At 66.7% G+C, this 26,052-nt stretch carries 24 protein-coding genes, 1 tRNA gene and 1 pseudogene; 10 read left to right on the forward strand and 16 right to left on the reverse strand.

Going from position 1 to position 26,052, the window contains the following annotated elements; translation table 11 throughout:
* The first annotated feature begins 48 nt into the window (after positions 1 to 48).
* From JYA52_RS13415 to JYA52_RS13435, 5 genes are read left to right on the forward strand one after another with little or no spacing between them, the layout of a single operon-like run.
* Entirely contained in the window at positions 49 to 759 is a 711-nt protein-coding gene (locus tag JYA52_RS13415; RefSeq protein ID WP_205653673.1) for an NUDIX hydrolase, read from the forward strand.
* Positions 756 to 2,066, forward strand: a complete 1,311-nt coding sequence (nadA, locus tag JYA52_RS13420; RefSeq protein WP_205653674.1) for a quinolinate synthase NadA — start codon at positions 756 to 758, stop codon at positions 2,064 to 2,066. The genes JYA52_RS13415 and nadA overlap by 4 nt, the downstream gene beginning before the upstream one ends.
* Positions 2,067 to 2,084: 18 nt before the next feature.
* Positions 2,085 to 3,854, forward strand: coding sequence for an L-aspartate oxidase (gene nadB, locus JYA52_RS13425; RefSeq protein WP_205653675.1), 1,770 nt, complete (start codon positions 2,085 to 2,087; stop codon positions 3,852 to 3,854).
* Complete coding sequence (gene nadC / locus JYA52_RS13430; RefSeq protein WP_205653676.1) at positions 3,847 to 4,719, forward strand: carboxylating nicotinate-nucleotide diphosphorylase; 873 nt, start codon at positions 3,847 to 3,849, stop codon at positions 4,717 to 4,719. The genes nadB and nadC overlap by 8 nt, the downstream gene beginning before the upstream one ends.
* A gap of 7 nt (positions 4,720 to 4,726) precedes the next feature.
* On the forward strand, positions 4,727 to 5,890 hold the full coding sequence (locus JYA52_RS13435; protein WP_205653677.1) for a cysteine desulfurase family protein: 1,164 nt from the start codon (positions 4,727 to 4,729) through the stop codon (positions 5,888 to 5,890).
* A gap of 22 nt (positions 5,891 to 5,912) precedes the next feature.
* Here the strand turns inward: JYA52_RS13435 and JYA52_RS13440 are convergent, their stop codons facing one another.
* Positions 5,913 to 6,770 carry a fumarylacetoacetate hydrolase family protein gene (locus tag JYA52_RS13440; RefSeq protein WP_205653678.1) on the reverse strand — a complete coding sequence of 286 codons (858 nt, stop codon included), beginning with the start codon at positions 6,768 to 6,770 and terminating at the stop codon, positions 5,913 to 5,915.
* A 64-nt stretch (positions 6,771 to 6,834) separates the two neighbouring features.
* Positions 6,835 to 7,497, reverse strand: coding sequence for a DUF1684 domain-containing protein (locus JYA52_RS13445; RefSeq protein WP_205653679.1), 663 nt, complete (start codon positions 7,495 to 7,497; stop codon positions 6,835 to 6,837).
* A 106-nt stretch (positions 7,498 to 7,603) separates the two neighbouring features.
* On the opposite strand from JYA52_RS13445, the gene JYA52_RS13450 reads away from it, so the two are divergent.
* The 3 genes from JYA52_RS13450 to JYA52_RS13460 all read left to right on the forward strand — a co-directional run bounded on the left by JYA52_RS13450 (position 7,604) and on the right by JYA52_RS13460 (position 10,003).
* A complete protein-coding gene (locus JYA52_RS13450; RefSeq protein WP_205653680.1) occupies positions 7,604 to 8,398 on the forward strand; it encodes a hypothetical protein in 795 nt (264 codons plus the stop codon).
* A gap of 73 nt (positions 8,399 to 8,471) precedes the next feature.
* The gene (locus JYA52_RS13455) at positions 8,472 to 9,290 is read left to right on the forward strand and encodes a transglutaminase-like domain-containing protein (protein WP_205653681.1); all 819 of its coding nucleotides are present in this window, start codon (positions 8,472 to 8,474) and stop codon (positions 9,288 to 9,290) included.
* Between the two features lie 77 nt (positions 9,291 to 9,367).
* Positions 9,368 to 10,003 carry a LysE family translocator gene (locus JYA52_RS13460; RefSeq protein ID WP_205653682.1) on the forward strand — a complete coding sequence of 212 codons (636 nt, stop codon included), beginning with the start codon at positions 9,368 to 9,370 and terminating at the stop codon, positions 10,001 to 10,003.
* Between the two features lie 65 nt (positions 10,004 to 10,068).
* Here the strand turns inward: JYA52_RS13460 and JYA52_RS13465 are convergent, their stop codons facing one another.
* The 12 genes and pseudogenes from JYA52_RS13465 to bcp all read right to left on the reverse strand — a co-directional run bounded on the left by JYA52_RS13465 (position 10,069) and on the right by bcp (position 24,107).
* Complete coding sequence (locus JYA52_RS13465; RefSeq protein ID WP_205653683.1) at positions 10,069 to 10,533, reverse strand: MarR family winged helix-turn-helix transcriptional regulator; 465 nt, start codon at positions 10,531 to 10,533, stop codon at positions 10,069 to 10,071.
* Positions 10,533 to 11,672, reverse strand: a complete 1,140-nt coding sequence (locus JYA52_RS13470) for an LLM class flavin-dependent oxidoreductase (protein ID WP_205653684.1) — start codon at positions 11,670 to 11,672, stop codon at positions 10,533 to 10,535. The genes JYA52_RS13465 and JYA52_RS13470 overlap by 1 nt, the downstream gene beginning before the upstream one ends.
* Positions 11,673 to 12,032: 360 nt before the next feature.
* Positions 12,033 to 12,461 (reverse strand): YybH family protein, encoded by a 429-nt coding sequence (locus tag JYA52_RS13475; RefSeq protein WP_205653685.1) that lies wholly within the window; start codon positions 12,459 to 12,461, stop codon positions 12,033 to 12,035.
* A 599-nt stretch (positions 12,462 to 13,060) separates the two neighbouring features.
* Positions 13,061 to 13,843, reverse strand: a complete 783-nt coding sequence (locus JYA52_RS13480; RefSeq protein ID WP_240460306.1) for a Rossmann-fold NAD(P)-binding domain-containing protein — start codon at positions 13,841 to 13,843, stop codon at positions 13,061 to 13,063.
* A 12-nt stretch (positions 13,844 to 13,855) separates the two neighbouring features.
* Positions 13,856 to 14,047, reverse strand: a pseudogene (locus JYA52_RS23115) (NAD-dependent epimerase/dehydratase family protein); the annotation flags it as partial.
* Positions 14,048 to 14,962: 915 nt separating this feature from the next.
* The gene (locus JYA52_RS13485) at positions 14,963 to 15,721 is read right to left on the reverse strand and encodes a phosphotransferase (RefSeq protein ID WP_205653687.1); all 759 of its coding nucleotides are present in this window, start codon (positions 15,719 to 15,721) and stop codon (positions 14,963 to 14,965) included.
* Between the two features lie 14 nt (positions 15,722 to 15,735).
* Positions 15,736 to 18,957 carry an efflux RND transporter permease subunit gene (locus tag JYA52_RS13490; RefSeq protein WP_205653688.1) on the reverse strand — a complete coding sequence of 1,074 codons (3,222 nt, stop codon included), beginning with the start codon at positions 18,955 to 18,957 and terminating at the stop codon, positions 15,736 to 15,738.
* 69 nt (positions 18,958 to 19,026) lie between these two features.
* On the reverse strand, positions 19,027 to 20,532 hold the full coding sequence (locus JYA52_RS13495; protein WP_205653689.1) for a malate:quinone oxidoreductase: 1,506 nt from the start codon (positions 20,530 to 20,532) through the stop codon (positions 19,027 to 19,029).
* 78 nt (positions 20,533 to 20,610) lie between these two features.
* Positions 20,611 to 22,275: an ABC transporter substrate-binding protein gene (locus tag JYA52_RS13500; RefSeq protein WP_205653690.1), complete on the reverse strand. Its 1,665-nt coding sequence runs from the start codon at positions 22,273 to 22,275 to the stop codon at positions 20,611 to 20,613.
* A 205-nt stretch (positions 22,276 to 22,480) separates the two neighbouring features.
* A complete protein-coding gene (locus JYA52_RS13505; RefSeq protein ID WP_205653691.1) occupies positions 22,481 to 23,155 on the reverse strand; it encodes a fasciclin domain-containing protein in 675 nt (224 codons plus the stop codon).
* 268 nt (positions 23,156 to 23,423) lie between these two features.
* Positions 23,424 to 23,505: transfer RNA gene (locus tag JYA52_RS13510), tRNA-Leu, on the reverse strand.
* A gap of 104 nt (positions 23,506 to 23,609) precedes the next feature.
* Positions 23,610 to 24,107 carry a thioredoxin-dependent thiol peroxidase gene (bcp, locus tag JYA52_RS13515; RefSeq protein ID WP_205653692.1) on the reverse strand — a complete coding sequence of 166 codons (498 nt, stop codon included), beginning with the start codon at positions 24,105 to 24,107 and terminating at the stop codon, positions 23,610 to 23,612.
* A 96-nt stretch (positions 24,108 to 24,203) separates the two neighbouring features.
* On the opposite strand from bcp, the gene JYA52_RS13520 reads away from it, so the two are divergent.
* Complete coding sequence (locus JYA52_RS13520; protein WP_205653782.1) at positions 24,204 to 24,686, forward strand: MarR family winged helix-turn-helix transcriptional regulator; 483 nt, start codon at positions 24,204 to 24,206, stop codon at positions 24,684 to 24,686.
* Between the two features lie 24 nt (positions 24,687 to 24,710).
* Here JYA52_RS13520 and JYA52_RS13525 read toward each other — a convergent pair whose 3' ends face one another.
* Both JYA52_RS13525 and JYA52_RS13530 read right to left on the reverse strand, forming a co-directional pair.
* Positions 24,711 to 24,869 (reverse strand): hypothetical protein, encoded by a 159-nt coding sequence (locus tag JYA52_RS13525; RefSeq protein ID WP_205653693.1) that lies wholly within the window; start codon positions 24,867 to 24,869, stop codon positions 24,711 to 24,713.
* Positions 24,870 to 24,948: 79 nt separating this feature from the next.
* Positions 24,949 to 25,284 carry a putative quinol monooxygenase gene (locus JYA52_RS13530; protein ID WP_205653694.1) on the reverse strand — a complete coding sequence of 112 codons (336 nt, stop codon included), beginning with the start codon at positions 25,282 to 25,284 and terminating at the stop codon, positions 24,949 to 24,951.
* Between the two features lie 79 nt (positions 25,285 to 25,363).
* Between JYA52_RS13530 and JYA52_RS13535 the strand changes: the two genes are divergently transcribed.
* Positions 25,364 to 26,005, forward strand: coding sequence for an NADPH-dependent F420 reductase (locus tag JYA52_RS13535; RefSeq protein ID WP_205653695.1), 642 nt, complete (start codon positions 25,364 to 25,366; stop codon positions 26,003 to 26,005).
* The last annotated feature ends 47 nt before the right edge of the window (positions 26,006 to 26,052 follow it).

Raw genomic sequence — 26,052 nt, forward strand, 5'->3', positions numbered from 1 at the left:
CGGCGGTCAGCAGGACCCCGCAGGACGCAGCGAAGCGGGTGAAAAACCGTGTACACCACCTCAGCGAATGTTGCCGAGCGCCAGACCGCTCCGCCGTCGTTGGCCATCTCCACGGTGATCTTCGCGCTCCGCCCCAGCGAAGCCTCCGGCCGTCCCACTCTCTGGCTCCCGCTGGTGCGCCGCATCCGGGAACCGTTCAAGGGCCTCTGGGCCCTTCCCGGCGGCCCCCTCACGCACTCCGAGTCGCTGCCGGACGCCGCCTCACGGAATCTCCGCGAAACCACAGGCCTGGCGCCCAGTTACCTTGAGCAGCTGTACGCGTTCGGCGGCCTGCACCGCTCGCCGACCCAGCGCGTGGTGTCCATTGTCTACTGGGCCCTGGTCCAGCCCACCGAGGCCGCGCTTGCCGATGAATCCGAGAATGTCAGGTGGTTCCGGGCGGACAAGCTGGGGGATCTGGCCTTCGACCACAACGCAATTGTCGATTACGCGCTCTGGCGGCTGCGGAACAAGCTGGCCTACGGCTCGATCGCCTATCACTTCCTGGGTGAGTACTTCACCCTCGCCCAGGTCCGGGAGGTCTACGAAGCCGTCCTGGACACCCACCTGGACCCGGCCAACTTCCGCCGCCACATCAAAGCCACGCCGGAAATTGAAGAAACCGGTGAATACCTCCAGGGCGGCAAACACCGCCCGCCACGCCTCTACCGATTTACCGGCCGCCCCGGCCTTGACCCAGATAACAGGAGCACCCCATGAGCAGCGTCAACACAGCCATCCAGCTGATCACGCGTGAACAGGCCGAGAAGGGCGCCGCGGCGGCCGCCGGCAGCACGTGCAGCCCGGCACTGGCCAAGGGCCCTTGGGACTACGACCTCGCCGAAGCCCTGGCCGGCACCCCGGCCTACGGTCCGGGAGCCTCCAGCGCCGACGTGGCGCCGCCGTCAACGCCGCGGCAGGGCCAGCTCCCCGAGGAATACAAGCTCGCCTCCGACGCCGAGCTCGCCGCCCGGATCCGCGCGGCCAAGGCCACCCTCGGCGACCGCGCCGTGATCCTGGGGCACTTCTACCAGCGCGACGAAGTGGTGCAGTACGCCGACTTCGTGGGCGACTCCTTCCAGCTGGCCAACGCCGCCCTCACCAGGCCCGACGCCGAGGCCATCGTGTTCTGCGGCGTGCACTTCATGGCGGAGACCGCCGACACCCTGTCGAGGCCGGAACAGGCCGTCATCCTGCCCAACCTTGCCGCCGGCTGCTCCATGGCGGACATGGCCGACGCCGATTCCGTGGAGGAGTGCTGGGAACAGCTGGAGGAGATCTTCGGCACCGAGCCCGACGCCGAGGGCCGCGTTCCGGTCATCCCCGTCACCTACATGAACTCGTCGGCCGCGCTGAAAGCCTTCTGCGGCAAGCACGGCGGCATCGTCTGCACCTCCTCCAACGCCAAAACGGTCCTGGAGTGGGCCTTCGAGCGCGGCCAGCGCGTGCTCTTCTTCCCGGACCAGCATCTGGGCCGCAACACCGCCAAGGCGCTGGGCGTGCCGCTGGAACAGATGCCCATGTGGAACCCGCGCAAGGAGCTCGGCGGCAACGACGAGCAGGCGCTGCTCGACTCGCGCGTGATCCTCTGGCACGGGTTCTGCTCGGTGCACAAGCGCTTCACGGTGGCGCAGATCGAGAAGGCCCGCGCCGACTTCCCCGGCGTCAACGTGATTGTCCACCCCGAGTGCCCCATGGAGGTGGTGGATGCAGCCGATTCTGCCGGATCCACGGACTTCATCCAGAAGGCCATCGCGGCAGCCGAGGAACCGACAGTGTTCGCGATCGGCACCGAGATCAACATGGTGAACCGGCTCGCGGCCCAGTACCCGCAGCACACCATCTTCTGCCTGGACCCCGTGATCTGCCCGTGCTCCACCATGTACCGGATCCACCCCGGCTACCTGGCCTGGGTGCTGGAGGAACTCGTTGCAGGCCGTGTGGTCAACCGCATCACGGTGGATGACGCCGTACAGGAAAACGCCAGGACCGCGCTCGAGCGCATGCTGGCCGCCAAGCCCCAATAACCCCGAAGCGAGGCACGGATGACAATGCCCAGCGGAACCGCGGCGTCAGGCCGCCGGCGGCTCATCGTCGTCGGCAGCGGCATCGCCGGCCTGTACGCCGCCCTGCTCGCCGCCGACGCGGGGGCCGACGTCGTGCTGCTGACCAAGGCCGCGCTCGCGGACAGCAACACGTATTACGCCCAGGGCGGCATTTCGGCCGTCCTGGACGAACCGGCGCCGGGCGACACCGTGGCGGCTCACATTGCGGACACGCTGAAGGCCGGCGCCGGGCACTGCAACCCGGACGCCGTCCGGGTGCTCTGCACCGAGGCGCGCCGGGACATCGCCGGGCTGGAACGCTTCGGCGTGCGCTTTGACATGGACGACGACGGCGATCCCGCCTTGGGTCTTGAAGCCGCCCACTCTGCGCCGCGGATCCTGCACGCCGGAGGCGACGCCACCGGGGCGGGCATAGCCAACGCACTGATTTGCGCCGTGCTCGCCGCCCAGGCCTCGGGAAAAATCCAGCTGCTGGGCCATGCCCGCACCACGGCACTCCTTCAGACCGGCCGGCGCGTGACGGGCGTGGAGTACCTGCACGACGGCCAGCTGGAAAGCATGCAGGCGGACGCGGTGCTGCTGGCCACCGGAGGCGCCGGGCAGCTCTTTGCCCAGACCACCAACCCCTCCGTTGCCACTGCTGACGGCCTGGCCCTCGCTTGGAGGGCCGGGGCCGCCGTGGCGGACCTCGAGTTCTTCCAGTTCCATCCCACCTGCATGGTCCGCACATCTGAGGCGGCGGAGTCCGAGGGCAACCGGGACCCGCTGCTGATCTCCGAAGCGGTCCGGGGTGAGGGCGCCATCCTCGTTGACACCCAGGGCCGCCGGTTCCTGCACGGCTACCACGCGGACGCCGAGCTCGCCCCGCGGGATGTCGTTTCGCGCAGCATTGCCCTGCATCTTGCCGCGCTTGGCGACCCCAACGGCCACGTCTACCTCGACGCCCGTGTCATCGAGGACGCCAGGGGAGCAGGCTTCCTGGCCAAGCGGTTCCCCACGATCACCCGCCGCACCCTTCAGGCCGGCATCGATTGGACCCGGGAGCTCGTTCCCGTCGCACCCGCAGCCCACTACTGGATGGGCGGCGTCTCCACCGACCTGCACGGCCGCACCACCGTTCCCGGGCTCTTCGCAGCCGGCGAAGTTGCCTGCACCGGCGTCCAGGGTGCCAACCGGCTGGCCAGCAACTCGCTCCTCGAAGGGCTGGTCTTCGGACGGCGGGCCGTTGAAGCGTTCCTTCACCTCAGCCCAGAGCCGCAGGACAGCGCTGCTCCGCGTGCTGTCTCGGCCGCGAGCGGCCTCCCCTTGACGCACGCTTCCGCAGCACTGTCCCGCGACGTCGTCTCGGACGACGACGCTTTCACGCACGCTTCCGGGACCCCCTCAGTCGACGCTCGTGTCAGTTCCCTTGCCAATCCCGGGCCGTTCTCCCGCTCTGCCCTGCGGCGGCTGATGACGGCACAGGCCGGTGTGCTCCGCACTGGTGCGCAACTGCGCGAGGCGGGGGCTGCGCTTTCGGCGTGGGCCGCCGTCGTCCGTCCTGAAAGCGTGACGGACGTGGAGGACCCGCGGGAGCATGAGGATGCCAACCTGCTGGTGGCCGCCCAGCTCCTGGTCCGTGCCGCCCGCGAGCGCCGCGCCTCGCTTGGGGCGCACTACCGCGACGACGGCTCGCCGGAACCGGTCATGGCGGACACCTCATACGAACCATTCAGAATGACCCGGAAAGCGAGCCTCGTCCATGACTAGCCTGACCCTCCCTGCAGCACCCGTCCGGGACATCCTGGAACGGGCGTTCGCCGAGGATGCCCCCAGCGGCGACATCACCTCACAGTTGCTGATCCCGGCAGAGGCACGCGCCACGGCGGTGCTGAACGCCCGAGTTCCCGGGGTCTTCAGCGGCGGCACGGTCTTCCGGGACGCCATGCTGCTCGTCGACGCCGACACCGAAGTGGAACTGCTGGTGGCGGACGGTGAAGCGTTCGACGCCGGGACCCCCCTGGCGCGGGTCAGCGGACGGGCCCGCAGCGTGCTGCTCGCCGAACGCGTCGGACTGAACCTGGCGCAGCGCATGAGCGCCATCGCCACCCGCACCGCCGAGTTCGTCCGGCTCGTGGACGGGACCAACGCCCGCATCACGGACACGCGCAAGACCACGCCCGGCCTGCGCGTCCTGGAGCGGTACGCGGTGCGCTGCGGGGGCGGCGCAAACCACCGCTACAGCCTGTCCGACGCCGTGCTCGCCAAGGACAACCACCTCGCCGTGATGACCGGGGGCGACCCGGCAAAACTCACCACGCTTCTGGCTGCGGCCAAGGCGCAGCTCGGGCACACCACGCATTTCGAGGTGGAGGTGGACAGCGCAGACCAGATCGAGCCGGTGCTGGCCGCGGGCGTGGACACCATCATGCTGGACAACTTTTCCCTGGAGGAGCTGCAGGCCGGAGTGCGGCAGGTGGGCGGCCGGGCGGTGGTCGAAGCCAGCGGCAACGTCAACCTGGGGACCGTCGCCAGCATCGCGGCGGCGGGCGTGGACGTCATCTCCATCGGCGCCCTGACCCACACGGTCACGTCCCTGGACCTCGGCCTGGACGTCGAGCTGACGGTCAGCTGAGCAGGCCATGATCTTCCTCGACGCAGCCGCCACCACCCCCGTCCGGCGCGAAGTGCTGGAGGCCATGTGGCCCTTGCTCACCGGCGAGTTCGGCAACCCGTCCAGCCACCACTCGCTGGGCGGAGCAGCCGCCACGGCGCTCGCCGATGCCCGCAGGACGGTGGCGAACGTGCTGGGCTGCCGCCCGGGCGAAGTGACGTTCACGTCGGGCGGAACCGAAGCCGACAACCTCGCCGTGAAGGGCATGGCGCTGGCACGGCAGGCCGCGGACCCGGCGCTGAACCGGGTGGTGATCAGCGCCGTCGAGCATCCTGCCGTGGAGGAATCGGCCTGCTACCTCGAGCGGTTTCACGGCTTCAGCGTCGACGTGGTGCCGGTGGACAGCACCGGGCGGGTGACCACCGAAGCACTGTCCGCCGTGCTGGGGCCGGAAACGGCGCTGGTCAGCATCATGTACGCCAACAACGAGGTGGGGACGGTCCAGCCCATAGCAGAGCTGGCGGCGCTGGCCCGGGAACGCGGGGTGCCGTTCCACACCGATGCCGTGCAGGCGGCCGGCTGGCTGCCCGTGGACGTGAAGACCCTGGGCGTCGATGCGCTGAGCATTTCGGGGCACAAAATCGGGGCGCCGAAGGGCTGCGGTGTGCTGTTCGTGCGGGGCCGCACCCGGGTGGAGCCGCTGGTGCACGGCGGCGGACAGGAACGCGGTCGCCGGTCCGGCACGGAGAACGTGGCGGGAGCCGTGGGCCTGGCCACCGCGCTGGCCCTGGCGCACGCTGATCAGGCACGGCTGGCTGAACGGGTGACCCGCCTGCGGGACGGGTTCATCGCCGCCGTGCTGGACGGTGTCAGCGGGGCGGTGCTGACAGGACATCCGGTGGACCGGCTGCCGTCCGTCGCGTCCTTCTGCTTTCCGGGCACCAGCGGCGAGTCGGTGCTGCTCGAGCTCGAACGCCAGGGCGTGGTCTGCTCCAGCGGCTCGGCGTGCGCCGCGGGATCCGACGCGCCGTCCCCGGTGCTGCTCGCGCTGGGCATAGAGGCCGAAGTTGCCCAGACTGCCGTCAGGTTCAGCTTTGATTCCTCGGTGACCGACGCGGACCTTGACGCGGCGGCCGTGGCGGTGCGGGCCGCCGTCGGAAGCGTCCGGACCCTCGGCGTCCCAGGCCGGTAGCAGCCCACGCGCCACAGGCGGGCTAATCCAGCGGTGCGGCCACCCTGACCGGGTTGGTGAGTTCGCCGATGCCGCCGACCCGGCAGGTGACCGTGTCTCCCGCGGCGAGGCGTGCGGAGGTGGCCGGGAAGCCGGTGAGGACCAGGTCGCCGGGGTGCAGTGTCATGAAGGAGCTGAGGTAGACCAGGATCTCGTCCACCTTCCAGCCAAGGTCGGCGGTGCTCGCGGGCGACAACTCGGTGCCGTTGTGGACGACGCTGACGGGCAGGTCGGCGGGATCGAGCCCCGTGACGATCCAGGGGCCGGCCGGCGTGAAGGTGTCCTGGCTCTTGGCGCTGAGCCAGAGATCGTCGGACTTCTGCAGGTCCCGGGCAGTGACATCGTTGCCGATGGTGAAGCCCAGGACGGCGCTGCGTGCGGTGTCGAGGGTGAGGGCTTTGGCTTTGCGGCCGACGACGACCGCCAGTTCCGCTTCGGGTTCCACCAGGCCGACTCCGGCGGCCAGCTCAATGGCCTCCCCGGGGCCGACGACGCTCGTTGCCGCTTTGTGGAACGCCTGGGGCGGGAGGTCACGGCCGGCCCGGCCGGTGTTGTGGGCCATGCCCAGTACATTGCCGGGCACACTGGGGGCGAGGAAGCTGAAGGCGTCCTGCGGCACCGTGGCGCCGCGTTCCCATCCGGCCCGCGGCGCACTGTTGGCGTTGGCGGACGAGCCGGGGAACGGGCTGTCGATGACCGTCCACTGCCGTCCGGCGTCGCTGGCGAAGTCAGTGGCGGCGTTGGTGACGTAGAACTGTTCGCCGCCCGGAGGCGTCCGTCCGTCCGTCGCGGGGGACAGTGGGCGGACACGGGCTATCCGACGCGGGGGATCTGGAGTCATTCAGCCATCCTAGGCACTGACGAGTGCGCGCAGGGAACTCCATGCCCCGGACATCGCGGCCGCGTCAGTACAGTTCGCCCACCGGGATGTCGACGGCGAGGCGGTTCTCGGGACCGGCCAGCGGGCAGGCCCAGGCCTCGTTGTACGCGCACGACGGGTTGTAGGCAAAGTTGAAATCCAAGATAAACGGCGCGTCCGGGCCGGAGCCGCGGACGCCGTGAAAGGCGCCCTTGATCGTGTCCAGCAGGTACCTGCCGGCGCCGTAGCTGCCGCCGGGCTGGCCGGCGGTGGCGTCGCGGAACGGAACGAAGATTCCTCCGCCGTAGCCAATGAGCCGCCAGACAGCCAGCTGGCCCATCTCCGGCAGGTCGAACGTTCCCAGCCGGACGAACCTGACGATGCCGTCCGTGCCGGTTTCCACGCTGATCTCGCGGCCGGCGCCTTCCTTGGTCAGCGGCACCTCGAAGCGGTAGATGGGATCGTAGTCCGCAGTCTTGAGGCCGCCGAAGGCCGCCTTTGCCTCCGCCGTGAGCGCCGAGGCAGGGTGCGTGCCGAACATGCGGTCCCGCTCCTGCCGCCAGTACGAATGTGCCTCTGCGGGGCTGTCGGCGGCGATTCTGCGGACGGTGTCGTACAGGGCAAACGTGCGCAGCCGCCAGTCAGCGATGTCGACGGCGGACATGCCCGCCCGGGTCTTCTCAGCTGCATCAAGCTCGTGTTCGGCCATGTCCACAGCCTAGCCCCCTTTCCGATCCCGGCACGCGCGGTCCGCCCCGCGAAACACGGAGGCGGAAGACCCCGGGCCCGGGTGTGCCCCGCACTAGGCTGGAGGCATGACAGGGATGACAGTTTCCCGCAGGACCGGTGCGGCCGCCGTCGCGCTGCTCGCTGCGACCCTCCTGGCCGGCTGTGGCAACGAGGGCAAGGGTTCCCCGGCCTGGACGGTGGAACCGAGCGGCGGCAGCGCATCCCCCGGCGCAACGACGGCGGGAACAGCCACCCCGTCCGCCACCGCCTCAAGCGCCCCGTCCGCCCAACCCGGCACGACGGCGTCGGCCTGGAAGGTCTTCACCGACCCCGCCAAGAAAGTCAGCTTCGATCTGCCGCAGGAGTGGATAGCCCAGTCTGTGGAGCCGGACAAGGGCACGCTGCCCGGCGCAGTGAAAGTCGAGGTCAAGGACGCCGAAGGCACCTACCTTGCCACGCTCCAGACCGGGCTGCCGGAAGCCGCCCCCGCCGCGTGCGCCGCGGCCTCCAAGAAGTCCTACGTGGTGGTCAGCAGTGTGCCGGTGGAACTGCCACACAGCGGAGGCGAGGGCACGATTTCCCCGCATGTGGTGTTCCGGGTGATCCAGGGGTACCGGTTCTTCGGCTCCTACGGGATTACGAATGTGGTGGGCGGAGCCGACTCCAAGGCCTGCCAGCTGCAGAACGTGGTCCGCGGGCTGGAAGGCCAGGGCAACTACTCCTTCAGCGACGTGCGGTCCCTGAAGTCCTTCGCGCCGGATGAGAAGGTGGCGCCGGCAAAGGCCTTCGACACCCTGGACCAGGCTGCCGACTACGTCAACAAAGGCTCTGAGTTTGCGAACGTCCAGCGGATGCTAATGTCTCTGGAGATCAAGAACTAGTCCCGCTGCCGCCGGCATACCCAACGGACCGCAGCTGCGGCTGGCTTCCGCTTTCCTCACACCCCGGAGAATAATGGAACGCACTGTGGCCGCACGCCTGGTCTTTCAGACCGTGGCCGATACCAAGGTGGCATTGGCCATTTCCGTGGCCAGGAATCCGGGCTATGCCTCCCTCGAGGAAACTCTTTCTGTGACGACAGGTGTGTCGGCCGGAGGCGAGCAGGTTCCGCTGACCGAACTCTCCGACCACCACGGCGGCAGGTTCCACTACATGGAGTTCGCCGATCCCACCGAAGTCACTGTGGACTACTCGGCCACCGTCAAGGGGTTCGCCGAGCCGGAAGAAGCATCCCTCATGGAGCTCATCCGGTACGTCCGGCCGAGCCGCTACGCCGAATCGGACCGGCTGCTTCCCACGTCCTACGCGGAATTCGGCGGTCTGCAGGGGCAGGAACTCCTCCGCGCCGTGCGCAACTGGGTCTACAACGAGCTCCGCTACGTCAGCGGGTCGTCCCGCGGAACGGACGGCGCGGTGGAAACGCTGCTGAACCGCCGCGGCGTCTGCAGGGACTATGCGCACCTGGCGATCTCCCTGCTGCGGGCCAAGAACGTGCCGGCGCGCCTCGCCGCCGTGTACGCCCCGGGCCTGTCGCCGATGGACTTCCATGCCGTGGCCGAGGCCCACATCAACGGCGCGTGGCATGTCATCGATCCCACAGGGCTTGCCCCCAGGGAGGCGATGCTGAGGATCACAGCCGGCCGCGACTCCTCGGATACGGCCTTCCTGTCCACCGTGGGCGGGAGCCTGTCACTGCGGGAAATGAGGGTCACCGCGCTGGTCAACGGCGAGCTGCCTGCCGAAGACCCGGACAAACTCGCCGTCATCCGCTAGCGGGAGTGTGGCAACGGCTCCAGCCAGGTCATGATGCAGTGACTGGTTGCGGGGCCCCGCCGGCGCTACGATCAGGCATGGTCCCTGCGACAAATCTGCTGGCCTTTGCCTTGGTCTCCGCGCTGCTGATCGCCGTCCCGGGCCCCAGCGTCCTTTTCGTCATAGGACGGTCGCTGGCCCTGGGAAGGCGAGGCGGCCTGCTCAGCGTCCTGGGTAACGCCGCCGGTGAGCTGGTGCAGGTCGCGGCCGTGGCACTCGGCCTCGGAGTGGTACTGGCGCAGTCGCTGCCGCTTTTTACCGCCGTCAAGATTGCCGGAGCCGCGTACCTCATTTACCTTGGCATCCAGGCGGTCCGGCAGCGTCACGGGCCGTCGGCCGGGAGGGACCCGTCACGCTCCGCCTCCACCTGGCGAATCCTTCGCGAAGGATTCTTTGTGGGGGCCACCAACCCCAAATCGGTCGTGTTCTTTGTGGCCGTCCTTCCCCAGTTCGTGGACCATGCCGCGGGCGCCATTCCGCTCCAGCTTGCCGTGCTGGGTGCCACGTTCCTGCTGATCGCCCTCGTCTCGGACAGTGCATGGGCGCTGGCCGCGGGCACGGCCCGGCAGTGGTTTGCGCGCTCGCCGCGGCGGATCGCCGCGGTCAGCACCACCGGCGGAGTCATGATGATCGGGCTGGGCGGCACCCTGGCCGTGACAGGCAACAAAACCTAGCTCCGGACCACGGTGCCGCCGGCACCCCCAGACGTCCTGCCGATCCTGCAGGCTTGGCTGTACACCTAGCGCGGCAGCGAGGTGCGCAGCTTTTCCGTCAGCCTGAGCAGCTCGCGCTGTTCGGCAGCCGTCAGCGCCGGAGCGACCAGTTCCGCGATGTCCCGGACGTGTTCGCGGCCGATCTGTTTTTGCAGTTCCGCCCCGTCGTCCGTGAGTTTCACCAGGACGCCCCGGCCGTCGTCCGGGGCCGGCATCCGCGCCACCAGTCCCCGCTTTTCCAGCCGCTCGACCAGCCGGCTGAGGCTGGACTGGCTCAGCAGCACGTTGTCGTTGAGCTCGTTCAGGCGCAGCCAGCCGGAGGGGCACCGGGACAGCGTGAACAGGACGTCGTACTCATTCACCGCCAGGTTCTTGAATGCCGGCCCGGACTGCAGCCGGCGCATCACGGCCACCTGGGCGCGGAAGAGGGATTCCCAGGTCTCGGCGGCCAGCCGGACCGGTGACGCCGCCGGCGTCGTCCGGGCGGGCATCACGCCTCCCGCGCCGCTGTCGGGCCCGAGGAGGCGGCAACGGCTTCCGTCCCCGCATCCTCGGCGGCCAGCTTCGCGGCCACGCGGCCGGCATGGGTGGGCGGATCCGGGACATGGGCCGGCTTCAAGGCCGCATATTCCTTGCGCAGCACCGGCAGCACCTCTTCGCCGAACAGGTCAAGCTGCTCAAGAACGGTCTTGAGCGGCAGGCCGGCATGGTCGATCAGGAACAGCTGGCGCTGGTAGTCGCCGAAGAACTCACGGAACGTGAGGGTCTTCTCGATGACCTCCTGCGGGCTGCCCACGGTCAGCGGAGTCTGCGACGTGAAATCCTCCAAGGACGGGCCGTGGCCGTAGACGGGGGCATTGTCGAAGTACGGCCGGAACTCCTTGACCGCGTCCTGGGAGTTCTTCCGCATGAAGAACTGCCCTCCGAGGCCAACAATCGCCTGGTCCGCCTTGCCGTGGCCGTAGTGCTCATAGCGCTCGCGGTAGAGGCCGATGAGCTGCTGGTAGTGCTCCTTGGGCCAGAAGATGTTGTTGGCGAAGAAGCCGTCGCCAAAGTAGGCGGCCACCTCGGCGATCTGCGGCGTGCGGATCGAACCGTGCCACACAAAGGGGGCGACGCCGTCGAGCGGGCGGGGCGTTGACGTGAAGTTCTGCAGCGGGGTGCGGAACTTACCGGACCAGTTCACGGTGTCCTCGTCCCAGAGCCGCCGCAGCAGGCTGTAGTTTTCGATCGCCAGTTCCACCCCGTCCTGGATGTTCTTGCCGAACCACGGGTAGACCGGCGCCGTGTTGCCCCGGCCGAGGACCAAATCCACCCGGCCGTCGGCGAGGTGCTGCAGCATGGCAAAGTCCTCGGCGATCTTCACGGGATCGTTCGTGGTGATCAGTGTGGTGGCCGTGGAGAGCGTGATGCGCTCGGTCTGGGCGGCGATGTAGGCAAGCGTGGTGGTGGGGGAGGAGGAAAAGAACGGCCGGTTGTGGTGCTCGCCGAGGGCGTAGACATCCATCCCGATTTCTTCGACCTTCTTGGCGATTGCCACCGACGCCTTGATGCGTTCGTTCTCCGTGGGCGTCCGGCCCGTCGTGGGGTCCGTGGTGATGTCGCTGACGCTGAATACGCCGATCTGCATGATGTGCCTTCCGTTATCCGAACTGTTCCGGGCTTGCTTCTACTGTACTCGATTTACATGCATTTGCATCTATCAGTTCATGTAACGTCCGGCACGGCAGGTTATTCCCGCGCTTTGGATCACGCAGCGGCATGCGGCGGCAGCCCGCGGCGGCATCGCTCGTCCGCTGAGTTAGCAGGGCATGGGGGAAGGTCTAGGATGCAGCTGGGCAGTGAAGGGGCGCTGCCCTGGCGGGGAGGCGGCCGGGTCCATGCGGGCGCCAACCTCTACCGGGCGAAGGAGGAGCCGCCGGATATCGAATGACGACAGGGTGATGCAAATCTGATTCAGATCCTCTGAGACGCCCTGGCAGTTATGAAATCACGCATGCAGGATAGCCTCCGCAGGTAGCAGCTCCACCCGCGTATCGGCGTGACGATGCACCAACTTCCAGCCATCGTCCTCGCGCGCGAAGACGTTGGTGACCCGGATGGCAAAATCGCTGATTTCGGAGCTGCCGCCGACCTTGGCCCTGCCCCGCTCGACAAGAACGCAATAGGCCACGTCCGTACCAACGAGCTGGCTGACCGTGTCGATATTCGTCGCCTCGCCGTCGCGGTAGTACGACGCGGCACGGTCCAACGTCTCCTCGACGTCGTCCCACCCACGGACGATGCTTCCGAAGGGGTTGCTCAAGGTAATCTCGTCCCGCCGGGAGTAGAGCTTCTTGTAGCCGTCAGCATTGCCGCGCAGTATTTGATCCAGGGCCTGCCGCAAATCCGTCAATGCCCCTTCGAAGTCCACAGTCATCTCCGGCCTCCAAGCACAAGATTTCCAACCGCGACTCCAATGTTCCGCCCGCGAGCGGCAAAGAACAAGACAGACATGACCCGTCTATCTGGCACCGTCCTGTTAGCGGTAGATGCGCCGCTGATTGGCAGCTTTCGCAGGGCTCTTGGCGCGCCAGGCTTGATAGGTGAATTGAACAGTCAACTCCTGGGGCCAGCCTGGGCGAACCGTCTACGGGGTAAAACTCAAGGACGTCATCTGGGCTGGCGTGCCTCGCCCGCAATTTGCGCTGCCTTGAGTTCCTTTATGCGTAGGCGGAGAAAAATGATGACGAGCACCAAGGCGTAGATCGCCATGAGCGCGATTGCCGCCGTCACCACGGCGTAAAGAATCCCCAGTATTCCAAATGAAACCACGCGAAGCCCCCAATATTTGTGCGTCTATTTACCAGTCCCCGAGGCTATCACTGCTCGCCAGTGTCAGTTTCAGAAGTCGGCTGCACAACAACCTGCGAGCCCAGAGTTGAGACCAAAGTCGTGGGCCGGAGTTGGCGGATCTCGGGATAGGTCCCTTCACCAGCGGCATCAACGCTACAGGTGTGCGAGACCGGTCCAGCGCGGTCAGCCGAGGGCGTCGAGCAACTCGCGCTCGCGCTGCGCGCTGAGGCCTGCGCGCCTTTCCCGGTCCAGCCCCTGCTCGCGTTCCCAGCGCAGCGTATCGGCCAGCATCTCCGCCCGGGGCCGGTGACGCAGCCCCGCGGCGCGCGCCGAGGACCCGTCCCGGGCCGACCACCCTTCCCAACCCGGCTCGACCAACCACATCGCCAGCGATTCGGGTCCCTTGTACTGGGCCACGCCGTTGGCGAGCAGCCACGCCGATTCGGCGTTGACCACCGGACCGGTGTGCCCGCCAACGGCGCGGCACAGCTCGATCCACTCTCCGAACGGAACGACCGGACCGACCGCGTTGTAGGTGCCGGTGGTTCCCGTCTCCGCGGCGTCGAGCAGCCAGGCGGTGAGGTCCCTCACATCGACTATCTGGGTCGGCATGGCCGGTGTGTCGGGGACCAGCAGGGGCCCTTGCGGATCGCGTGCGGCGCGGGCGACCCAGTAGCCGGAGCGCCCGCTGTGGTCACCCGGGCCGCCGATGAGCCCGGCTCGTGCGATGAGGAGGCGGTCGCCCACAGCGGCCGTCGACGCCTGCTCGCAAGCGACCTTCGCCTCGCCGTACAACTCGGGATCGACCTCGCTGCGGTCAGTCGGGGCGAGCAGGGCCGTGGACTCGTCCGCCCCCGGCGTGGCGTGGGAGGCGTAGGCGTTGCCGGACGAAATATATACCCAGTGCCCGGCCTTGCTGCCCAGCACGTCGAGTGCCCCACCAACGAAGCCCGGCTGCCATGACACCTCGACGACCGCGTCCCACAGGCGGTGGAGCAGGGGCTCGTACGCCGACGGATCGCGCCGGTCGGCGGCTACCAGTGTCGCTCCGTCCGCCACTTCTCCGCTCCCGCCACGCGCGAGGCAGGTCACCCGATGGCCGCGCTTGATCGCCTGCCGCGACAGCTCCCGACCCACCCATGCCGTTCCGCCCAGAACCAGAATCTCCATACCGACACACAAGCACCGGGATCACCACGCGGCCAGACGGTTTCGCTGACAGCAGATGGTCAGCCGCCAGATCGATCTCAACCCTCCGGCAACGGTGGCCACTTGGTGAACGACATAGTCTCTGGTGGCCTGATCGCGGTTCATTCTGAGGGCGATTGTGCAGATGGCTTTGTTGAGTTGGCGGTCGCCGCCGCGGTTCAGGACTCGCAGACCCGCCTTTGCCGCGGCCGGCCAGTGCTCACAATCCATCTGCACAACCCCCAAAACCACTGCAAGGTTTGCGCAGTCAGCTTCTGAAAAGTGACAGCCAGTTGATCGTTTTAGGAATCACGCTGGGCGGTTTATGGGGGTGGCCGTGCACCGCGAAAGAGGCTCAGTCACGGTTGAGTTGCAACCCGGGGTCTTGTGTAGAACCTCCTCCCGGCCGCGCGTAGCTTCGAGGTATGGGGAAACTGACCACGCTGGCAATTGCGGGAGTTGCAGTCTCCGTCGTGGGAACTGGCTGCAGCTTCCTGGGTCCAACCACCGCTGAAACGTGTGTTGACTGGGTCTGGTTCCAAGACCCCCAGGATCAGTTCGAGCAAGCCGCCTTGGTCGCGGTCGGTAAGCCCATTCGAAGAGACGGCCAAACCAGCATCTACGGCTACACGGCGCAGACCCACCTTGTGGAGATCGAGACCATTTTCAAAGGGGCGGCAGGACAGGACACCCTCCCCATCTCATCGATGCCCCAGACCTGCACCGGCGGGGAGTCCTACCCCAACGGGGATCCCTTGGACACGAATCAAAGAGTCATCATTTTCGCCACGGAGCACGACAACCAGTGGTTCACAATTACCCCCCGACCAAGGGGTCATGCCGTTCGAACAGGGCATTCCTCTGCCGTTCGAACGCAGCCAGGGGGCAGCCTGACGATTATTCCGGTCGCTTGAGGGCCCGCTCCCAGGCCGCCTGGTTCCGGGCGACGTACGCGGCTGCGGCACGCCAGTGCTCTCCGTGCCCATTCGCATACATCTCGGCCCATGGCTGGAATCCGCTCTCGCTGGAGTAGCGCAGGAGTTCGAACATCGCCGCGGTCCGTTCGGACATGGCGGCCGGCAACGCCCCGCACAGCGCGTCGTCCGCCCCGTACCCGTCGACGAAAGCGCGAAGTCTCATGGCAGCGGATTCGACCGGCTGCCCGTCGATGAGCATGCCGAACGACTGCGCGGCGTAGGCAAGATCCCACAGCCGGGTGCTCGGCCCGGCACCATCCCAATCGATGAAGACCCAGCGGTCTCCCATGATGAGGTTCCAGGGCGCGAGATCGTTGTGGCACATCAGGTTCGGATTCTCCGCCGGCAGCAGCATGGTCCAGCCGCCAGGGTCCGGAATTGGCACGGTTTCGCTGACATCGTGGATGCTGCGGATCATCCTGCCGACCCGCAGCAAATCCTCGTGTCCCAGCGGCATCCGATCCAGCGCCGGCGTGCCTTCCACGTACTCGACCACATGCCGCCCGTGCCCGTCGCGACCCAGCGGCGAAGGAGCATCCACTCCGTGCGCACGGAGCACGCCAAGATAGCCCTGGACAACCGAGGTGTTATCGATCCAGGGTTTCCGCACCGTGTCACCGACGCGCACGACACTGCCTGACGCGTTGCCTCCGGTCAGCTCTCTTTCTTCCTCACCCATCCCGGCTTGCTGACCTACTCGGAGGCGCCCGGGGCGGCGCGGCGGCCGCTGACCTTGGGGGTCATGCCCGTGGTCCAGTCGGCGAATTCGGCATCGACGTCGTCGTCCGCGGGGGAGAACCCCGGGCGCTCCTTCAGCTCGCGCAGCAGCGCCTTTTTCTCGCGGCGCCCTTCCACGAGCCGGTACAGCACCGGAACCAGCACGAGCGTCAGGGCCGTGGAGGACACCAGGCCGCCGATGACCACGATGGCCAGCGGCTGCGAGATGAACCCGCCGCCGCCGGTGAATCCGAGCGCCATGGGGGTCAGCGCAAACACGGTGGCCAGCGCCGTCATGAGGATCGGGCGGAGGCGCTGCCGGGCCCCGTGCGTGATGGCGTCTGCGACGTTCATGGCCGGCCTGCCCGCCCGCGGTTTCCGGTACTGGTTGATCAGGTCGATCAGCACGATGGCGTTGGTCACCACAATGCCCACCAGCATCAGCATGCCGATGAGGGCCGGCAGCCCCAGCGGAACCCGGGAGAGAAGCAGCAGGGCCACGGCGCCGGTGGCCGCAAACGGAACGGAGACCAGGAGGATCAGCGGCTGGATGAGGGACTTGAACGCTGCCACCATGATCACATACACGATGGCGATGGCGGCGAGGAGCGCGAGACCGAGCTGCCGGAAGGACTCGGCCTGCTGCGTGGTGGCGCCGCCGATTTCCGCGGTCACCCCCGCGGGAAGCACCACGGTCTTCAGCCGGTTCTGGACCTCGGTGCTCACCGCACCCAGATTGGCGCCCGACGGCGTGACGGAGACCTGCGCTGTCCGCTGGCCGTTGCTGGAGGTGATGGAGACCGGCACGTCCACCTGCTCGACCGCAGCGACGCTGCCCAGCGGCACCGGCCCGGCGGCGCCGGGCAGCGGGATGGCGCGGACGGCCGCGATGCTCGTGAAGCGGGTGCCCTCGCCGATGCGGACAGGGAAATCGTCCGCCTCGATGCGCACGGTGCCCGCCGGGACGGGACTGATGGTGGACGCCAGGACGCCGGCCACCTGTTCCTCGTTCAGCCCCGCAGCCACTGCCTTGGCCCGGTCGACCTTCACCTGGACCACGGGCTGGCTGGCCGCCAGGTTGGTGGTCACCTCGGTACTCCCGGGGACACCGGTCATGGCGCTGACCATGGCGTCGCTGGCCTTCGTCAGGTCAGCAGATGTGGCGGCTTTGAGGGTGATGTCCACGGTGGACGACGTGCCGAAGCCGCCCTGCTGGGCTCCCACAGAGACCTTGCCCGCCCCGCTGACCTTTGCCAGCTCCGTGCGGACGGTCTCCTGGAGTTCAGCCTGCTTGGCCTTCTCGTCGGTGACCACGGTGAAGGTGGAGTTGGAGGCGCCGGAGGAGGTGAGCGCGGTGAATCCGGCCTGGGCGTTGCCGGAGGTCACCTGGACGTCTTTGATCCCGTCGATGCCGAGCAGCACGCTTTCGAGTTTCTGCGCCGCCGCGCTGGTGTCCTGGAGGCTGGTGCCGGCGGGAAGCTCCTGCTTCACCGTCATGCTGTTCTCGCCGGAGCGTCCCAAGAGGTCCGTGGCCAGCAGGGGGGTCATGGCGGCGGTTCCGCCCAGCACCAGCACGGCCGCGATCAGCGTCAGCACGGGGTGCTTCTGGGTCTTGGTCAGGACGGGCAGGTACCCGCGCTGCAGGAGGCTGCGCTGCTCCGCCTCATGGGCCTTGGCTTCTATCTCGCGGGCGGACTGCGGGGCCGTCCCCAGGCCGCGTGATTGGGCCGGGGACTTCAGGAACCAGTAGGCGAGGACGGGAACGATCGTCAGCGACACGAGCAGCGATGACAGCAGCGCGATGGTGACGGTCAGGGCGAACGGACGGAACAGTTCGCCCGCAAGGCCGCCCACGAAGGCGATGGGCAGGAACACGGCCACCGTGGTCAGCGTCGATGCGGTGATCGCGCCGGCCACCTCGCGGATGGATGTGAGGATGGCGGTGAGCTTGGGCTCGCCATAGCTGAGGTGCCGCTTGATGTTTTCGATCACCACGATGGAGTCGTCCACCACCCGGCCGATGGCGATGGTGAGTGCGCCCAGGGTGAGGATGTTCAGCGAGTAGCCGGTGGCCGCGAGCCCGATGAAGGTGATCAGCAGGGACAACGGAATGGACACGGCCGTGACCAGCGTGGAGCGGACGGACATGAGGAAGACGAGGATGACGGCCACGGCGAAGCCCAGCCCGAGCAGGCCCTCCGTGGTGAGGTCCTTGATGGACTTCTCGATGAAGGGTGCCTGATCGAAGACCGGCGTGAATTTGGCGTTCGAGCCGAGCTCCGCCTCCAGCTGGGGCAGGGCGTCCTTGACCGCGTGGGAGATCGCCACGGTATCGCCCTCGGGCTTTTTGGTAACGGAGACGGCGAGGGTTTCCTTGCCGTTGGTCCGGGTGATGGAGGTCCGTGCGTCATCGCGGATGCTGACATCAGCCACTGAACCGATGGTGGCGTTGCCTTTCGTGCCGCCGAGCGGCAGCGCCTTCACGGCGGCGACGGAGTCCACCGGGCTGCCGATCTGCAGGGACAGGCTTTGTCCCTTTTCCTCAATGGTTCCGGCCGGGACGAGGTCCCCGTTGTTGGCCAGGGCGCTACGGATGGACTGGATGGTCGCTCCGCTGGCGGCCATCTTGGCCGGGCTTGGCAGGATGCGGATGTGCCGGCTGGCGCCGCCGGTCACGTCGGCGCCGCGGACGCCGTCGATCTTTTGAAGCCGCGGGACCGTCAGCCGCTGGAGGTCGGTATTCAGCTCGCTGAGCGGCCTGTCCGAGGAGACAGCCAGGTACACGATGGGGAAGTCGCTGATGCTGCCCGCGATGGCCTGCGGCTGCACATCCTCCGGGAGCGTCCGCTTGGCATTGGAGATGGCGCGGTCGATCTGGTTGCGTGCACGGTCAAGGTCGGACCCGTAGGTGAACACCATGCTGATCTGGGAGACGCCGTTGCGCGACGTCGACGACGTCGATTCCAGCCCCTCGACGCCATTCAGCGCAGTTTCCAGCGGCCGGCTGACCTGCTTGTCCAAGACTTCCGGTGATGCCCCGGGCATCGACGTGATCACCGTGATCCGCGGGAACTCGACCGAGGGAATGAGCTCCTGCTTCAGCGAGGACATGGTGATCACGCCGAATACCGAGGCAAAGACGGTAATGAGCGCGATCAGTGCGCGGTTGCCGAGGGAAAGACTGGCCAGCCGGAACATCGCTTGATCTCCTGAACGGGTTGACGGACTGTTGCCTGTGGTGGAGCCTGCCGCAACCCGGACAGGGTCTTAGCGTTTGACGGCGGGAGCCGCCTCGAGCTGGAGTGCCTTGGCCGTGGACTTTTCAAGCTCCGCGGCCAGCTCCGGGTTGTCATTGAGCTTGACGCCGTAGCCCGGCATCATCTCCTTGAGCTTGGACTGCCAGCCCTTGAAGTTCTTGGGGAAGGACTTCTGCAGGAGTTCAATCATGATGGGCACGGCGGTGGAGGCGCCCGGCGACGCGCCGAGCAGTGCGCCAATGGAACCGTCGCGGGCTGCAATCACTTCAGTGCCGAACTGCAGGATGCCGCCCTTCTTGGGGTCCTTCTTGATGATCTGCACGCGCTGGCCGGCGGTGATGAGTTCCCAGTCGCCGTCCTGGGCTTCGGGGTAGTACTCGCGGAGCGCCTCGACTTTGGCTCCGTGGCGCTTGGCAACCTCCTTGACCAGGTAGGCGGTGAGGTCCATGTTGTCCTTGGCCACGGCGAGCATCGGGACGATGTTGCCGGGACGGATGGACAACGGGAGGTCCAGCCAGCTGCTGTTCTTCAGGAAGTTCGTGGAGAACCCTGCGTACGGGCCGAACAGGAGGGAACGTTTGCCGCCCACGTAGCGGGTGTCCAGGTGCGGAACGGACATGGGCGGGGCGCCGACGGAGGCCTGGCCGTAGACCTTCGCGTTGTGCTGGGAGGCGAGGGTCTGGTCCGTGCAGCGGAAGAACTGGCCGGAAACAGGGAATCCGCCGTAGCCCTTGCTTTCCGGAATCCCGGACGCCTGCAGCAGGTGCAGGGCGCCGCCGCCGGCGCCGACAAACACGAACTTGGCGTGGATGCTGCCGCGTTCCCCGGAAGCCGGGTGCTTGAGCGAAAGGTCCCAGCCGCCGTCGGACGCTTTTTTGATGTCCGAGACGTCGTGGCCGTAGTTGATTTCCACGCCATTGTTGCCCAGGTAGGTGGTCAGCTCGCGGGTCAGAGCCCCGAAGTCGACGTCGGTGCCCTCGGCGGCGCGGGTGGCGGCGATGCGTTCATTGCGGTCGCGGCCCTTGACGATGAGCGGCGCCCACTTGCCGATCTGGGCGTAGTCCTCCGAGTACTCCATGCTGCGGAACAGCGGGTGCTGCTTGAGCGCGTCATAGCGGGTCTTGAGGAAGGTGGAGTTGTCCTCGCCGATCACGAAGCTCATGTGTGGGACGGTGTTGATGAAGCCCTTGGGGGATCCGATCAGGGAGTTGGTCACGAGGTGGGACCAGAACTGGCGGGACAGCTGGAACTGCTCGTTGATGTGCAGTGCCTTGGCGGGGTTGACCGAGCCGTCTTTGGCTGCGGGCGAATAGTTAAGCTCACACAGGGCGGCGTGCCCGGTGCCGGCGTTGTTCCAGGGTCCCGAGCTCTCAAGGCCTACTTCGTCGAGGCGCTCGAACAGGGAAATGGTCCAGTTGGGTTCGAGCTGCTTGATGAACGCACCCAGGGTGGCGCTCATGATGCCGCCGCCAATCAGGACGACGTCGGCATGTTGGGTCTTGGAAATGAAGGTCACAATCAGTCTCCGATAGCAGCGGCTCTGGCTGTCACAGAATATCCCGCGCCGGTTACTAACTGAAATTGGCCCCGTCCGTCAAGGCCTTAGTTGGACCTTGGTGAAAACTTCATTTAAGACCGGTGACGCAGGGTAGCTGACCACCCGGTCGGAGAGGGCCAACGCCGAAATGGGGAAAGCGATGGGGACCGCCGGCACGGTTTCGGCGATCTGGGCGTTGATGGTCTGATACTGCTCCGTCCGTTCCTTGCCGTCGGGCAGGCCGCGGGCACGGTCGATCTTGGAGAAGACCTGGGGGTCCTGGTACCCGAATTCGCCGTTTTTCTCGCCGAACAGCGGGCCGAGGAAGTTGTCCGCGTCGGAGTAGAACCCGTTCCAGCCGAGCAGGTGGAAGGCGTGGTCTCCCGGGGACTGCACCTTCTGCAGGTAACCGTCCGCCCAGTCCACGGGAACCGGCCTGATGTTGAAGCCCACGGCTGTGAGCTGCCGGCTGATCTCGGCGTAGACCTTCTCCGGGGTGGGGAGGTACGGCCGGGTGACGTTCGTGGGGTAATAGAACTTGAGCGGCTGGCCCTTGTAGCCGGCTTCGGCGAGCAGTTCCTTGGCCTGGGCGGGGTCGTACCCCAGGCCGGGTGCGTTGTTGTTGAAGCCGCTGAGCTTGGGCGGCACGAACTGGGAAGCCTGCGCGGTGTTGTCGATGAAGAACCGGCGGATCAGCGTGTCCTTGTCGATGGCCAGTTCCACGGCCTGCCGGACCTTGAGGTCCTCGAGCACGGGGATGGCCTGGTTCATCCCCAGGTACATGACCGAGAACGGGTCACGCTGGATGATCTGCTTTCCGCGCTTGACGAGTTGGTCGAAGTTCCCCACCGTCACCGCATCGTAGCCGTCGATCTTGCCGTCAATCAGGGCCTGGAGCCGCGTCTGCGGATGGTTGTACGTGATGAAGTTGATGGTGCCGATCTCGCCGCGGTCGCCCCAGTAGTCCTTGTTGCTGAGCAGGGTGACGCCCGTGCTGTCCCAGGACGAGAAACGGTACGGTCCGGTGCCGACCGGATGGGTGGCGTAGGCGGACAGCGCCTGGCTGCCGCGCCTCTCGGTGAGGATATCGGCCCGCCCGGCAGCCAGCGCCTTGGGGGAGGAAATGGCGAAAGCCGGCAGGGTCAGGGCCTGGAGGAATCCGGTGAAACGCTCCGTGAGGTCAATTCTCACCAGAAGCGAGGAGAGCGCCGTGCAGGCCTTGAAGACGGAGAGGCTTGGCTGGTCCGAGTACTCCTTGAACACTCCCTTGAAACTGCTTCCGGGCGCCTGCTCCCGCAGCGCCGCCGGGAAGTTGAACCAGCGCTCGAAGTTGGTGCAGACGGCTTGCGCGTTGAAGGGGTAGCCGTCGTGGAACTTCACGCCGGAGCGCAGGGTGAAGGTGTAGGAGCGGCCGTCCGGAGATGCTGTCCATTCGGTGGCGAGCAGCGGGGTCGGTTCCCCGGTGGTCTGGTTGACGCCCACCAGTCCTTCGAGGATCTGGCGCGTGACGCGCTGGGATTCGATGTCGTTGGCGAGTGCCGGGTCAAGGCCCAGGGGCGGTGCGGCGGTGCCGAAGTTGAAGGTGGCTGTGGGGCTGCTGCCCGGAGGCCTGGTGGTGGGTGCGGCGGACGACGGCGGAGGCGGGGCCGCTTCCGGGGTGCAGGAGGTGAGCGTCAGGCCCAAGAGGACTGCGCCGGTCTTGATGGCCGTGCGTCGCGTCATACTGCTGGGCACTCGATTATCACCTCTGGGCTGCTGGACTGCCGGGCTGCGGCATGGGCGGCTGCGGTCTGCTGGCCCGTTTTCCAGTCTAAATGACGGACAGGGGTCCCGGGCGCGGCAAGGCTGCGGCCCGCACCCGAGGGTGCGGGCCGCAGCCTCCGTTCCGGGCGGAATCCCAGATATCCGCCGGAGGGTTCAGCGGTGGCTACTTGGGCATCAGTACCGAATCCACCAGGTAAACGGTGGCGTTGGCTGTCTGGACGCCGCCGCAGATCACGTTGGCGCCGTCAACCTTCAGCGCGTCCTTGGTGCCGGTCACTGTGACGGATCCGCCCTGGACCGTCTTGTGGGTCCCGGCGATCTTGTCCGGCGTGACCTGGCCGGGGACAACGTGGTAGGTGAGGATCTTGCTCAGCAGCGCGTCGTCCTTCTTGAGGGTCTCGATCGTCGCGGCGTCGATCTTCGCGAACGCGTCGTCGACGGGGGCGAAGACGGTGAACTCGCTGCCGTTCAGGGTGTCGACCAGGTCAACCTTCGGGTTGAGTTTGCCGGACACGGCAGCCGTGAGCGTCTTCAGGAGCGGGTTGTTCGAGGCGGCGACGGCGACCGGGTCAAGGGCCATGCCCGAGACCGATCCCGCGCCGCTGGGGACCTGCTCGGCGTAGCCTGCGCAGCCGGGACCTGCCAGGTTCGCTGCCGGGTCCATGGCGGCGGACGAGCTCGCCGACGGGGAGGGAGCCATGCTGGAGGCCGACGGTTCGGCCGCCGCCGGCGAGGAGCTGGGTGCCGTCGTTGCGGAGCCGCCGCACGCGGTGAGGCTCAGCAGGGCTGCAGCTGCGACGCCTGCGACGGTGAAAGTGGTGCGCTTGAATGACTGCATTTTGATTCTCCTTGGTTGTGCCGATCATTGCCCGCAGGAATCGATTCTGATCCCCGCATCTAGGCCCTATTCCGACTGTGGGCACCGACCCTTGGTTGGTGTCTCACTGGGTATTCGGCCGGCGGGCAGCGGCGGATGGGTGAACCTCGTGAAACTTTTTTGGGCGCCGCCGTCCGCGGCCGGCACGCCGGGGGAGCGGATTAAACGGCGGGAGTCCCGGACCGCATGGTCCGGGACTCCCTCTGTGTTCAGCTTCGCCGTTCTATTGTGCGCAAGGGGGGACTTGAACCCCCACGCCCGAAGGCACAGGAACCTAAATCCTGCGTGTCTGCCAATTTCACCACTCGCGCGCGGCTCCGCCTTCCGCCTCCTGAACAACAGAAAACGTACGACGGCGATCGCCAGCCTCCATTGTACCGTCAGCGGGCGGGGCCTCGGTCAGTTGCTGCTTCGCTCAGGTGCCGCTTCGCTCAGGTGCCGCTTCATCCAGCCTTAGGTCCCGGCGCAGCTTGGCCACATGGCCGGTGGCGCGGACGTTGTACTGGGCCAGTGCCACCTTGCCGTCCGGATCCACCACGACGGTGGAGCGGATGAGGCCTTCATAGGTCCGGCCGTAGTTCTTCTTCTCACCCCAGGCAGCGTAGGCCTCCGCAACCGCGTGGGAATCGTCTGACAGCAGCGGGAAGGTCAGGCCTTCCTTGGCGGCGAAGGCCGCAAGCTTGCTGACGGGGTCGGGAGAGATCCCCAGAACTTCGTAGCCGGCGGCCTGCAGCGATGCCAGGCTGTCCCGGAAGTCGCACGCCTGCTTCGTGCAGCCGGGCGTGGCGGCCGCCGGATAGAAGTAGACGATGGTGTGCCGGCCCCGGTAACCGCTGAGGCTGATGTCTGCTCCCTCGGAATTTTTCAGGGTGAAATCCGGAGCGACGTCGCCCGGGTTGAGTCGTTCAGCCAAAGTATTCTCCTTGTTTTGATGCGAGACATTTCAGCTTAGTAAGGCTCCTGCGCGGGGACGAATCCACACTTGGCTATACTTATTGGTATGCCTGATATGGATCGCTGGCCCACCGGGCGCCTCTTGTCCACGGCTGCACGCCTTGTTGAACACTCCTGGAATGAAAAGCTGGGGGCCATTGGCCTGACCCATGCCGGAGTCATTGCCATCGAAGTTCTCTACAACAACGGCCCCATGACGCAGGCGCAGTTGGCCCAGCTGGTACGAGTTCAGGCGCAAACCATGGGGAAGACGCTCAGCCGGCTTGAGGCTCACGGCCACATTGTGCGCCAACGCAGCACATCTGACCGCCGCAGCCATGTCGTCTCACTCACCGAGCGCGGAAATGAAGCCGTTGCCGCCGCTGCGGATATGGAACGCTCCGTGCTTGCCGCTGCGTCCATCGATCCGGACGTCCTCCGGCAGGAGCTTAAGGCCGTGGTCCGCGAACTGGCCACGCGGTTTGCCTCGCCGGCAACCGCTGCAATCGTCTCGGATGTCGACTCTGGCCTTGCGGTGGAGGCCCGCTCCTTTGACTGAAGGGCCCCAAATCCCGCGCTGAGCTCAGAGGCCCGGCAGGGTGGGCGGAGCCTCAGTCAGGGACGACGCGTCGTCCGGAACGGTCAGGTCAATCAGGCTGACCACCGGCTCTTCGCCCATGGCAATGAGCAGCTCATTGATCGATATCTGCCCGGTCAACTCCCCGGGGTGTTCCTCATCCATACCAAGAAGATATGCGAGACCTGCCGTACCGGCGGGGAAGGACACGCGCCGGACCGGCAGCTTTGCTTAGCGCTGGCTGTTAGGCCTCATCCACTCGGCTGTGTCGGGCTCGGGGCCCGGCCAGCGGTGAGCCAAGAACGGTGAACTGGCTGCCGCCCATCTCGCCGGACAGAAGAGGCCGCGCCTCCTGGATGGCGCCCTGGACACCGGGCAACTGCAGCGAGGCCTGGTGGGCCTCGGGGGATTCCCAGAGCTCGCAGACATACACGTTGTCCGGCTTGTCGTCGTTGATGCCCACTTCATAGAGCAGGCATCCGGCATCCCGCAGCTCAGGCATGGGCCGGAGCAGGATGCCCACTACGGCGTCACGCTGGCCGGGTTTCGTCCCGAGGCTTCCCACATTCGCAAAGGTCATGGACCCACGCTAACCCAGCCCTCCGGAAGTATTGCGTAACGTTCGAAATAACTCCTGCCGGGTTGCTGTTGGCCCGGACATGACAACAATCGGAATCATTGGTGCAGGACACATTGGAAGCCAGATTGCCCGCAAGGCGGTGGAGCTCGGCTATGACGTAGTGATCAGCAATTCGCGGGGACCGGAAACCCTGGCAGGCCTCGTTGCGGAGCTGGGACCCCGGGCACGGGCCACGACGCCGGCCGAGGCGGCAGCGGCGGGTGATTTCGCCGTCGTCACCGTTCCCCTCAAAAGCATCGGCGACCTTCCCGTCGAGCCTCTGGCAGGAAAGATCGTGATCGACACCAACAACTACTACTGGGAACGCGACGGCCGGTTCCCGGCTCTCGACAACGGTGAAGAAACCACGTCGGGGCTGCTGCAGAAACTCCTGCCCACCTCCAAGGTCGCCAAGGGCTTCAACCACATCATGGCCAGGGAAATTACCACGGACGGCGCCCCTGCCGGCACGGAGAACCGGCGGGCACTCGCCACGGCCAGCGACTACCTCGACGCCAGCGATTTGGTGACCGAGCTGTACGACGAGTTTGGCTTCGACACCGTCAACATCGGACCGCTGTCCGAGAGCTGGCGTGTTGAGCGCGACCGCCCGGCCTACGTCATCCGCCAGAATGCCGCCGAGCTCAAGGAGAATCTGGCCCAGGCAACGCGGGCCATCTAGGCGCTGTGGGTCAACAACCGAAGAACGCGGACGACGGCGGGAAGGTC

Origin of the sequence: Arthrobacter pascens (assembly GCF_017052465.1) — a bacterium.
GTDB lineage: Bacteria > Actinomycetota > Actinomycetes > Actinomycetales > Micrococcaceae > Arthrobacter > Arthrobacter pascens.